The organism is Ascidiaceihabitans sp. (assembly GCF_039986515.1).
In the GTDB taxonomy this organism is placed as follows: Bacteria; Pseudomonadota; Alphaproteobacteria; order Rhodobacterales; family Rhodobacteraceae; genus Ascidiaceihabitans.
Genome location: NZ_JBDWQO010000015.1, coordinates 540839 through 551274, shown reverse-complemented (window position 1 = coordinate 551274; position 10436 = coordinate 540839). Strand labels below are relative to the sequence as shown.

The window sequence follows — 10436 nt, the reverse complement described above, 5'->3', positions numbered from 1 at the left end:
CAACTGGGAAACCAAAGGCATCGTTGTGCTCCCAAACGGCTTCAAAACTGACATCGACCAGCTTGGCACCGGCCTTGCCAAGAACCGACAGTTGTTTTTCGATTGCCGCCGCGACTGCTGATTCAAGATCATCAAAAAACCTATCTTTTGGAACGCCCAGCGTAACCTGAGAGAGATCAACAACCTCTGCACCTCCATGCTCGCCGCTAAGAACGTTATCCATCAACGCAATGTCACGCACAGATCGCGCAAGTGTGCCGACGGTATCGCGGGTATGGCATTTCAAAGGTAAAGTCACAGGCGCGACAGAAATTTACAAGTTTCACACAATGCAGTTGAAAAGGGGGTTGGGAAGTACCCCATGCATCTCAGCGAGAAAGGAGTGCAAAGAAGCGCTTCAAGCTGTTTGAAAGGCTTTGATTTTAAGGCTGTTCGCTTTACTGACGGGAGCTTCCATTCGAGCATTCTGCAGCATCAAACGCTTTGGGCTCGTAGCCGACCTTAGCTGCACAGCGCTTGAACGGCTGCTTTGGCTGACCGATGCTGCATTTTGCGCGAATGTCGGCGTTCGGAAAAAATGCTCAAAAGTACGATCCAGACCTTCTGATATCGCCGCAGTGATGAGTTTCTGTTTCAGTGGAGTCAAATTTCTCCTTCTATGATCTGGGCATAGACATTCGGATCAGTGATTCCGTCGGACCCAATGACGACGATGCGTGATTTGGCGTCCAGGCGTAAATTCCGCTGTAGAGCAGGTTGGTTGGCCACCGCAACAATAGCACAAAGCCCAGCGACACCGCTTTCGCCAGCTTCCAAAGGACCGTCGCCGCAGGCACCATTAGCCAATATCCGAACCATCGGACCGACAATGTTTTCAGGGATAGTGACAAAATCACTGGCGGCATCCGCAAGAACTGACCAAGCCAATTCTGATGGTTCGCCACACGACAGGCCCGCCATGATGGTTTCCTCGGAAATCTCCACGCTTGTCGCTTCATTCGCCCTAGCGCTTGCGAACAAACAGGGTGCGAGCTCGGGCTCGACAATCACGACACGGGGCGCATCGTGTCCCCATTCTTGATGGAAGACAGCCGTAACTGCAGCCGCCAATCCACCAACGCCGCCTTGCAGAAAGACGTGGGTTGGAGGCGTGGTATAGCTTTGTACAAGCTCGTGCGCCATAACCCCATAGCCCGCCATCACATCCAACGGGGGTTGCGTATAGCCGGGCCAAGATGTGTCCGAGACAATCAACCATCCGTGCTTTTCCGCATCGGCACGGGTTTGGGCAACCGTCGCGTCATAATCACCGTCAACGCGGATCACCTCTGCACCTAAGTTTCGCATGACATCGGCGCGGTGCTCACTGACTTCCGCATGAATGTAGATCCGACAGTTTGTGTGAAACTGTGCAGCACCCCAAGCCACAGAGCGGCCATGGTTGCCATCGGTGGCGGAAATTACGGTTATCGCTTTCGTCTGCTCGGCATAAAGGCCGCTGCGTATATCGACGGGATCCGCCAGCTTGCCAATAGATTTGGACAGCTCACGCTGAACAGTTCGCAAAACCGCGTAAGCCCCACCGAGTGCCTTGAAGCTGCCAAGTCTGAACCTTGGGCCTTCGTGTTTGTAGCGAAGATCACCGATGCCCAGCCTTCCGGCTAGCCCAGAAAGATCAATCAAAGGCGTCTCGGCATAACCGTCCCAGTGCGAAATCTCCTTTTCCGCGTCATCGAAATCTGCGCGGTTTAGGGTTTGCGTCACGGAGCCATCGAATAATGGTGTGCTTGCGTGGTGATCTAGGATAGCGGTTTTGAATGGTGTGAACATTGGACCTCTTTCTATCGATTTATGAAGCTTTAGTTCACTTGAGAGTGTATTTGTGCTCTAAATTACGGCAAAACATGCAACTTTTTTGCAAGATTGGCAGGCACCGTAAGTGAAAAGTTCAGAAGCCCTTGATCCGTTCGACTTGGAGATCCTTCGCATTCTACAAAAGGACAACACCGTGCCACAACGGGTGATCGGGGAGCGGGTCAATCTGTCGGCGCCATCTGTGCAACGCCGGGTTAAGCGGCTCGAGGCGTCGGGTGTCATCGCCGCCCAAACGGCCATTTTAGATCCCGCGCGTTTTGGACCCGCCTTAACCGTGGTTGTCCAAGTCGAGTTGAACGTTGAGACGGGAGGGGCAATCGAACTGGTCAAACAAAGCTTCGTCGATGCCCCTGAAGTGCAGCAATGCTATTATGTCACTGGTGAAGCCGACTTTGTGTTGATCATTCTGGTGCACGATATGTCTGAATATGAAGCCCTGACGCAGCGCCTTTTCTTTTCAAATGAGACGATCAAGAAGTTCAAAACCTTTGTCACAATGGACCGGACCAAAGTGAGTTTAGAAATCGACATCTGACCAGAACAAAGCGGACATTGAGTTGGTTTTAGTGAACGGTAGCAAAATCCGCTAAGCCGACCTTGAAGAGAAAAATGGGTTGAAAATTGCTCGCAAGTGCAGCTAAGGGCAGGAATGAGCCCGGTTCAACCGATGCTGCGAGATCTACGAATGGCCGCTTGAAGGCATTTCTCGAATTGTTCCCATGTGACTTAAGAGTCATCCTGGTGGTTTCAGCAATCCTCAAAAGCAAGTTGCCAACCATTCACAAAATGCCGTTGATGCGCGTTTCTCGGTTGAGGCGGAGTTTCGTTGGACGACGTAATGTGACTGCCCGTTTGCGACCGGATCACCGACAATTTTGACGGTTCTACCCGCCGCGATGGCTTGTTGCGCAAACCGCTCAAACATAATGGCACATCCATTCTCGGATGCTGCTAGTTCACAGGCCGCGACCGAGGTATCAACAACGATGCGTTGGGAAATCTTGTCAGTTGGCAGGCCATTAGCGGAAAGATAACGCGCCCAATGGTCGTCAAAACCCAAGACGTGAATCGCGTCAAGCTTCATCAGATCTGCGGGCCTTTGGACAGTCGTTGATGTTTGCATCCCGCAAACGGGGACGATCTGCTCGTCCGACAGTTTGATCATACGTGGTTCAGATTGGTTCTGCGCAGCCAACAAAATCTCGACATCCACGGGATGCTTTTCCAGCTCGTTTTGCCACAGTGATGTTACCAGCTTGATCCCGATATTGGGGTGTTGCTTCTGAAATTTAGAAAGCTGTGGGGAAAGCCATATGATCATCGCCGCTGAGGCGCGCACAGTGATGGTTTTATCCAACTCTGGTCCAAAAAGCCCGCTTGTTGAAAACGCGATGTGTTCAAGGGCGTCACGCACTGAAACCAAATAGGCCTGACCGATGTCCGTTAGCTGCAGGCTTCTGGCCCGGCGAATGAACAGGTTTTGCCCCAACTTGGTTTCTAATGCTTTGATGTGCTGACTAACAGCCGTTTGGGTCAGTCCCAGTTCATGGCTTGCCGCCGTGAAACTAAGGTGACGGGCAGCTGCGTCGAAGGTGCGCAGCCAATTCAAGTTGAGGTTCTGTTTCATGGAGCTTGGATAAAATATTTATGTTCATGAACGCAAATAGTTTCGTTTATCTTATGATTTAGGTCGGTTTAACAAAGGGAAACGCCTCATAAGAGGCCACCGTATCAAGGGAGAACGAGATGCTACAGACCAACCTCGGCACAGATACAGACATGGCCCTGAACCTTGTCGACCTTTCTCGCTACCCAATTGCTGATCTGGAGACAGGCGAAGGCGCGGAGTTTCTCAAAACGTGTCAGGACCACATGGAGGCGCATGGTTGGTGCAATCTAGATGGCTTCATCCACGCGGATGCATTGGCCGCCCTTGAGGAAGAATCCAGCGACCTGTTGCCCGGTGCCGAGGTGCTGACAATCAAGCGCAATATCTATCAAGGTGCGATTGATCCATCCTTGCCCGAAGATGATCCGCGACGTCGCGAATATACGCATGTCGCGACACAGTTGGCCGACGATCAGATCCCGACCGACACGCTGATCCAGCAGCTCTATCAGTCCGATATCCTCACGGATTTTGTTCGCCGTGTGCAGAAAAAACCGGTCTTGCATCGCTGTGCAGATGAATTTCAGGCGTTAAATGTTGTCGCGCTCCACCCTGGCAGTTGGCACGCATGGCATTATGACACGACCGAATGCACCGTGACGCTGTTGTTGAAAGCTGCTGAAAGTGGCGGTGATTTTGCGTTCCTCCCTAATTCCCGCACCGACGAATCCGAGGATCGTGACGCGGTCGACCGACTGTTGGCTGGCGACATGTCGCACGCGCAAAAGTTTGACAGAGGTGCCGGAACGTTCACGCTATTTCGGGGCGGATATTCCTTGCATGGTGTCACCGAAGTGTTTGGCGCCACTCCAAGAATTACGGCGATTATGACCTATGACGAGCAGGAAGGTCGTGTCATCAGCGACGACATCAACGTGCGCATCTATGGTAAGCGCGTCGAGAAGATTCTAAGAGACCGCAAGGTTGCATTGGCCCAAGGGTAAAGGAAAATCACAATGAAAACTGCTCTTCTCGTTATTGATGTGCAAATGGCACTCGCTCATGAAGATGCCGCCGGTGCCGTGCGATCATGCCCGGAAGCTTCCGAAAATATCGCACGATTGCTGTCACAGTTTCGCGCTTCCGGCGACAAGATAATCCATGTCCATCACCATGGCACTGATGCGAATGATCCGTTTTATCCAGACGCACCAGGCGCTGCTGTTCAGCCATTTGCAGCCCCTCAGAATGATGAGCAAGTGATCATCAAGCACGTCTCCAGCGCGTTTGGCGGAACGACACTTCTGTCGGATTTGCGAGGTGCGGGAATTGAACGGGTGATCATCAGTGGTGCAACCGCCAATCATTGCGCGGAATCGGCTGCACGTTCAGCCAGCAGTCTTGGTTTTGATATGGTCTATGCCTCTGATGCTGTTTGGGCCTATGAGGCAACCGGGCCAGATGGGGTGACCCATTCCGCCGAGCAAATTCACTCAGTCACGCTTGCAAACCTTCACGGCGAATTTGGTGCAGTTCAATCGACCGATGAAATCCTAGCCACTGCATAATTACCAACCTTAGGAGACGACCACATGCGCATTGGCTTTATCGGACTTGGCACGATGGGTGGGGCGGCGGCCCTGAACTTGATCAAAGGCGGGCATCAGCTGGCCGTTTGTGATCTGGACCCTGACCGCGCCAAACAACATCTCGAACTTGGAGCAACTTGGGCTGACACGCCCGCCATGGCCGCCAAAGATGCCGACATCGTCTTCACGATGGTGTTTGGCCCTAAGCAGATCGAACAAGTAGTGCGCGGTGAGAACGGGCTTCTTTCGGCGATGAGAGAGGGTCAAATCTGGGTCGATATGACGACCAATCAGCCCAATCTTGCGCGGGAACTTGGCCTCGAAATCGCTGCCAAAGGCGCGCAAGCGGTCGATGCACCTGTTTCCGGGGCAGTCGATGGCGCACGCACTGGCAACATGCCCCAATTCGCTGGGGGCGACGAAGGAACCATTGAGCGCATCCGACCCGTCATGGAACTGATGGGGCCGATGCACTACATGGGGCAAAGCGGTGCTGGATCGATCACCAAACTGGCCAGCAACCAGCTCTGGGCAATTCACGCCACAGCGATGGGTGAAGCTTTGGTCATGGCGGTAAAGTCCGGCGTTGAATTGTCCCGCGCATGGGAAGCCCTAAAAATAGGGGCCAGCGAAAGCTGGTGCATGCACCATGATGCCCCTTCAGTCTTTGCCGGGCACTACGATCCATCCTTCACGTTGGACCTGTGTCAAAAAGATCTGGGGCTCATTGTCGAGGCCTGTGATGATGCCGGGACAGCAGCGCCAGCCACACGCCTGGTCTGCGCGCAATTTGAGGAGGCGCGACAAACTTATGGCGGCGACAAAGGCGAGCTGCATGTGGTCAAGCTGGAAGAAGATGCCGCGGGAGTGTCACTGCGCATGGAAGGAGATTGGGTACCTCATTGGGAGAAGTAGTAAGCGAGGAACCCTTTGGTCGCTCTATCAAGGACTCTTAAGCAGACATTGGAGCAGATGCAGCGAAAGAGCGCTTCGTCCTGCTAAGCCGACTTCTAAGAAAAACAATGGGTTAGAAATTGCTCGCAAGTGCAGCTAAGGGCAGGAACGAGCCCATTGTGTGAATTCAATTTTTTCGCTGCGCGCTGCCGCGTAGAAAATGCCGCAGGTGAATGATTTTCTATTTGGCAGCGCGGCAAGAAAAGCGGTCATTCCGACAAACTGCGTCCACCAGAAAATGTGCAAGGATCAGGTGGCTTCGACGCGCCGATTGCCCCGAGATATGTCCGGATGGGACTTCCTTCTTCTAGTCGCGAGTGAGAAGCGCGATATCTGCTTTTGTGATCTCTGCAATGGATTTTCCGATACGCCAGTCGCGCATGTCTGCGCCTTGCGCGCGTGCGGTGATGACAGTCTCAATCGGTGGGCAATCCGGTTCATGGCACCGCAGTTCTGCAAGGCTCAAGATGGTGTCGTCCGGCAGTTGGAACGCTTCGGTGAACAATGTCTTGACGCGGGCAATCGCATCGGGGTCAGGTTGGGCGTTGTTAAACATGTTGAGCAAAGCTGGTTCCTTCCCAAAGAGGTGCCCAAAGCACATTTCCAGCAGCGTCACCAACAAGGATATGGAGCCCAGCAATAATGATTTCGATGACTTCCGAACCGGTAGACCCAGATATGACAATCGCCGGTTTCGTTTCATCAAGCTCTGCCAATTGCACTGCACCATCTCGGAACCCAACAAAGACGGCGTCTTGGTCTGGCAGGGCATGCACGCAAGTGACGAGTTCATCTTCATTGTAGGCCACGCAAACAGGCTTGCGACCCAAAGGTCCGTCCTTGCCATCGAACGGCCAGGCGATGGCTTCGTCCGCGCCTGAGGTGACAAGGTGCGGGGTTTCGCCGACCCAAGCCAAGCTTTTGATTTTTGCCGGATAGCCCGGCATTGCGAAATCCCCTTTGTCCCGCAAACGCCATGCATGAAGCGCGTTTTCTTGCATGCATGTCACCAGATATTTGCCATCGGGGCTAAAGCAGGTGTCACCGTGGAAGCCTTTCCAGAAGACCTTTGAAGACTTCCAACGCTTTTCGCGTGCCCAAATGGTCGCCCCGCCATAGTAACTGACCGCAAGGCGTTTACCTTTATCGTCAAAGGCAAGTCCGCCAACGGTGCTAGCATGTTCAAAGACGGTGACCTTGCTTTGCCCGAAGGTCCAGACATGCGCCTCTTTCCCTGACGAGCAGGCAACATGGCCGTGGCTCGCGGCAACGCAATCCACCCAGCGGGTCCCAAAATGCGCCAGCTCTTCAACGCCTCCTTCAAGGGACGTCCGCAGAAATTGACCGTCATCCCCGCCGGTTAGAACATGCCCGTCGCCATCCGCCGCCAAGCAAAGGACAACGCCCTCATGCAGCTTAAGCTCTTTGGGCATCTTGTCAGAGCGGAAAATTCGCAGCATGCCGTCTCCAAAACTGACAACAACTGCATCGCCAACACTAACGGCACCTGTCACTGGAGCACCAAAAGCGAACCGCGTGCCACGTTGTTCAAGCGCGGTCGGAGGGAGGCCGGCCTTGCGTGGGAGCTCGGCCGTTACGCCGCTTTGCACGCTTCAAATCCTTCCTTAAGTCCCATGCTATCAAGATCGCGCCCGATGAACACAACACGTGAGTTGCGTGGCTTGCTTTCGGGCCAAGGCCCCATTTCCGATCCACTCATCAGCATATGTACACCTTGAAAGACGTAGCGATCGTCTTCTCCCGCGAAGTCAAGAATACCTTTTGAGCGCAGAATATCCTGGCCATGTGTTTGCAAAAGCTTCCCAAACCAGGTTTGAAACTTGTCCAGATCAAGAGGTGTTTCTGATGTGAAAGACACACTGGTCACGTCATCATCATGCTCATGATCGTGGTCTGACGTCAGAAAATCTGGCTCAACTTCCAGAACCCGATCCAAGCTGAACGCGTTCAACCCGACAACCTCGTCAAGCGGAGCGGTACAATGCGTAGTGCGGATGATCTTCGCATAGGGATTGATTTTTCGAATGCGCGCCTCGACCCGTCCCAGCCCGTCGGCATCGACCAAATCTGTTTTGTTGAGCAGAACGACATCGGCAAAGGCGACCTGTTCTTCGGCTTCATGATGTTCGCCAAGCTGACCATCAAGATGCACGGCATCCGCAACGGTCACAATCGCATCAAGTTTGGTGCGGCTGGCGACATCCTGATCAACGAAAAAGGTTTGTGCAACGGGAGCGGGGTCGGCAAGGCCAGTGGTCTCTACAATGATAGCATCCAGCTGATCGGCCCGTTTCATCAGACCGCTCAGAATCCGGATCAAGTCGCCACGAACGGTGCAACAAATGCAGCCATTGTTCATCTCGAAGACTTCTTCATCGGCATCGACCACAAGGTCGTTGTCTATGCCCTCTTCACCAAACTCATTAACGATGACAGCATATTTCTTGCCATGGCGTTCCGTCAGAATCCGGTTGAGAAGTGTGGTCTTTCCGGCTCCTAGAAAACCAGTCAATACGGTTACGGGTACCTTTGCGATCTGGTCCATTGCTTATCCTTTCAATGGGCTGACACGCCGGTGTTGCAATCGCTGCATCGGCCGTGAATTTCAAGAACTGTATGGTTGGGGGCAAAGCCAGTCTGCTCTGACAGGCTTGCAATGCTTTGTGTGAATTCAGAAACGACATGCTCGGAGACGTTGCCGCAATCATCGCATATCGCGAAGACGGGGGTATCGTGATCATGTCCGCCGCAACAAACCGTCCAGGCGTTAAGGGACTCGATCCGGTGTACCTGGCCTGCATCCAGCAACTTCTCCAGCGCACGATAGACGGTCGTCGAGGCAGTTACCCCATCTGAACGAAGACCTTCTAAAATGTCATAAGCCGAGAGAGGACGATCCTGCCCTTTTAGATAACGTAAGACACGGTCCGCATGAGTGACCCGCTTTGCCTGCTTCTGCACTGTCTTGCCCTTCGCATCTATTGCGCTTGACGTCATGTAACAGGTGCGATTACTTAATGCAATGTTACAACATTACATCCTAGAAACGTGGGTACATGAGTGACGAGCGCGCAGTTTTGTCGATCTGCATGACGTGTCGGGACGGTCGTGAGGCTGAAACGGGCACGCGTGGCGGGTCGCGCCTTGCTGAGGCAATCTTTGCGCGCATTGACGCGCTCAACGCAGCTGGTGTGACACTTCGTGGTGTAAAATGCATGAGCCAATGCAAGCGTCCTTGCATTGTGTCACTCAGCCAAAACGACAGGTTCACGTATGTATTTGGCGATCTTACTCCCGACGAAACCGCGCATACAGACGCGTTGCTGGAACTTGTGGAGCGGTACAACAACGCCCCTGAAGGCTTTTTAGAGCGCAAGGATCGGCCAGAGCTTTTGCAGGCCAACATTCTTGGACGTTTCCCGCCTATCCACAGTGCATCACAGCTGGTGTCGCGTCTCGACCCGGTCGCCGCAGAGTGACCTGCGTTGGGGCGAGCCGCCATGAGCCGGGGCAGACAAAGAGGATGAAGACATGAAAGACCTGCCTTTAGATCACGCCCTGCTCGATCGCGATAATCCGCCTCAATCATCGGTGAATATGGCGACCGCAGCCCATCTGAAAGTCGCAAACGCTTGCTGGACTATTCCAAAGAGCGATCAGCGCGTGCTGCATCCCATTAGTTTTGAGCTGACGCCGGGTCGGGTTCTTGGCGTTGTGGGACCAAACGGGGCTGGAAAGTCGACGCTTTTGCGGTTGCTCTACCGTTTCCATGCCCCGTCCGAAGGAACTGTTGAAATAGACGGAACTGATATCTGGACCCTGTCGGCCCGCGAAGCAGCACAATCCGTTGCTGCCGTCCTGCAAGAGCAACCAACTGACTTTGCTTTGAATGTACGCGAGATCGTGGCGCTGGGGCGCACGCCACATCGAAAAGGCTTTGGTGGTATGTCGGGGGCAAAGGATGCCGCGATAGTGCAGGATACGTTGGATCGCCTTGATCTGGGCCGTTTTGCTCACCGCCGACTTGGGACGCTATCGGGCGGCGAACGACAGCGCGTGATGGTCGCCCGCGCCTTAGCGCAGGAGCCGCGTCTCCTCATCTTGGATGAGCCGACAAACCACCTCGATATTCGACATCAACTCGAAGTTCTGGCCCTGATCCGCGACCTGCCACTCACGATTGTGACGTCATTGCATGATCTGAATATGGCGGCATCGATATGCGACGATGTGTTGATGCTGCAGGGTGGGTATCCATTGGGGTTTGGACCGCCACACTCCGTTCTTACCGAAGAAAATGTTTCAACAGCCTTCTACGTGACAGCGAGGCAAGAACGTCTTGCGCCTAGTGACACCAATCACCTGACATTCCAACTTTAGATTTAAGG

Annotated in this window: 13 protein-coding genes; 6 read left to right on the top strand and 7 right to left on the bottom strand. The window is 53.6% G+C overall.

The features are described 5' to 3' along the window. On the bottom strand, positions 1 to 223 hold a 223-nt coding region (locus ABJL60_RS17270; protein WP_348375604.1), incomplete at its 3' end, for a hypothetical protein. Positions 224 to 642: 419 nt separating this feature from the next. Beyond that, positions 643 to 1830, bottom strand: coding sequence for a diaminopropionate ammonia-lyase (locus tag ABJL60_RS17265; protein WP_348375606.1), 1188 nt, complete (start codon positions 1828 to 1830; stop codon positions 643 to 645). 109 nt (positions 1831 to 1939) lie between these two features. On the opposite strand from ABJL60_RS17265, the gene ABJL60_RS17260 reads away from it, so the two are divergent. Beyond that, positions 1940 to 2410, top strand: coding sequence for an Lrp/AsnC family transcriptional regulator (locus tag ABJL60_RS17260; protein WP_348285374.1), 471 nt, complete (start codon positions 1940 to 1942; stop codon positions 2408 to 2410). Between the two features lie 222 nt (positions 2411 to 2632). Here ABJL60_RS17260 and ABJL60_RS17255 read toward each other — a convergent pair whose 3' ends face one another. Continuing rightward, positions 2633 to 3502, bottom strand: a complete 870-nt coding sequence (locus ABJL60_RS17255) for a LysR family transcriptional regulator (protein ID WP_348285375.1) — start codon at positions 3500 to 3502, stop codon at positions 2633 to 2635. Between the two features lie 152 nt (positions 3503 to 3654). Between ABJL60_RS17255 and ABJL60_RS17250 the strand changes: the two genes are divergently transcribed. From ABJL60_RS17250 to ABJL60_RS17240, 3 genes are read left to right on the top strand one after another with little or no spacing between them, the layout of a single operon-like run. After that, positions 3655 to 4488 (top strand): hypothetical protein, encoded by an 834-nt coding sequence (locus tag ABJL60_RS17250; RefSeq protein ID WP_348431238.1) that lies wholly within the window; start codon positions 3655 to 3657, stop codon positions 4486 to 4488. Between the two features lie 12 nt (positions 4489 to 4500). Next, the gene (locus tag ABJL60_RS17245) at positions 4501 to 5052 is read left to right on the top strand and encodes an isochorismatase family protein (protein WP_348375610.1); all 552 of its coding nucleotides are present in this window, start codon (positions 4501 to 4503) and stop codon (positions 5050 to 5052) included. Positions 5053 to 5076: 24 nt separating this feature from the next. Then, the gene (locus ABJL60_RS17240) at positions 5077 to 5988 is read left to right on the top strand and encodes an NAD(P)-dependent oxidoreductase (RefSeq protein ID WP_348285378.1); all 912 of its coding nucleotides are present in this window, start codon (positions 5077 to 5079) and stop codon (positions 5986 to 5988) included. A 346-nt stretch (positions 5989 to 6334) separates the two neighbouring features. On the opposite strand, the gene ABJL60_RS17235 is transcribed toward ABJL60_RS17240, so the two are convergent. From ABJL60_RS17235 to ABJL60_RS17220, 4 genes are all read right to left on the bottom strand, one after another. Next, a complete protein-coding gene (locus tag ABJL60_RS17235) occupies positions 6335 to 6592 on the bottom strand; it encodes a hypothetical protein (protein ID WP_348375612.1) in 258 nt (85 codons plus the stop codon). Continuing rightward, positions 6576 to 7541, bottom strand: coding sequence for a WD40 repeat domain-containing protein (locus ABJL60_RS17230; protein WP_348375614.1), 966 nt, complete (start codon positions 7539 to 7541; stop codon positions 6576 to 6578). The genes ABJL60_RS17235 and ABJL60_RS17230 overlap by 17 nt, the downstream gene beginning before the upstream one ends. Positions 7542 to 7621: 80 nt before the next feature. Next, on the bottom strand, positions 7622 to 8593 hold the full coding sequence (locus tag ABJL60_RS17225; RefSeq protein WP_348285382.1) for a GTP-binding protein: 972 nt from the start codon (positions 8591 to 8593) through the stop codon (positions 7622 to 7624). An 11-nt stretch (positions 8594 to 8604) separates the two neighbouring features. Further along, entirely contained in the window at positions 8605 to 9009 is a 405-nt protein-coding gene (locus ABJL60_RS17220) for a Fur family transcriptional regulator (protein ID WP_348375616.1), read from the bottom strand. Positions 9010 to 9104: 95 nt separating this feature from the next. On the opposite strand from ABJL60_RS17220, the gene ABJL60_RS17215 reads away from it, so the two are divergent. Together ABJL60_RS17215 and ABJL60_RS17210 are read left to right on the top strand one after the other, a co-directional pair. Continuing rightward, positions 9105 to 9527 (top strand): DUF1636 domain-containing protein, encoded by a 423-nt coding sequence (locus ABJL60_RS17215; RefSeq protein WP_348375618.1) that lies wholly within the window; start codon positions 9105 to 9107, stop codon positions 9525 to 9527. Positions 9528 to 9579: 52 nt separating this feature from the next. Beyond that, positions 9580 to 10428 carry an ABC transporter ATP-binding protein gene (locus ABJL60_RS17210; protein WP_348285385.1) on the top strand — a complete coding sequence of 283 codons (849 nt, stop codon included), beginning with the start codon at positions 9580 to 9582 and terminating at the stop codon, positions 10426 to 10428. The last annotated feature ends 8 nt before the right edge of the window (positions 10429 to 10436 follow it).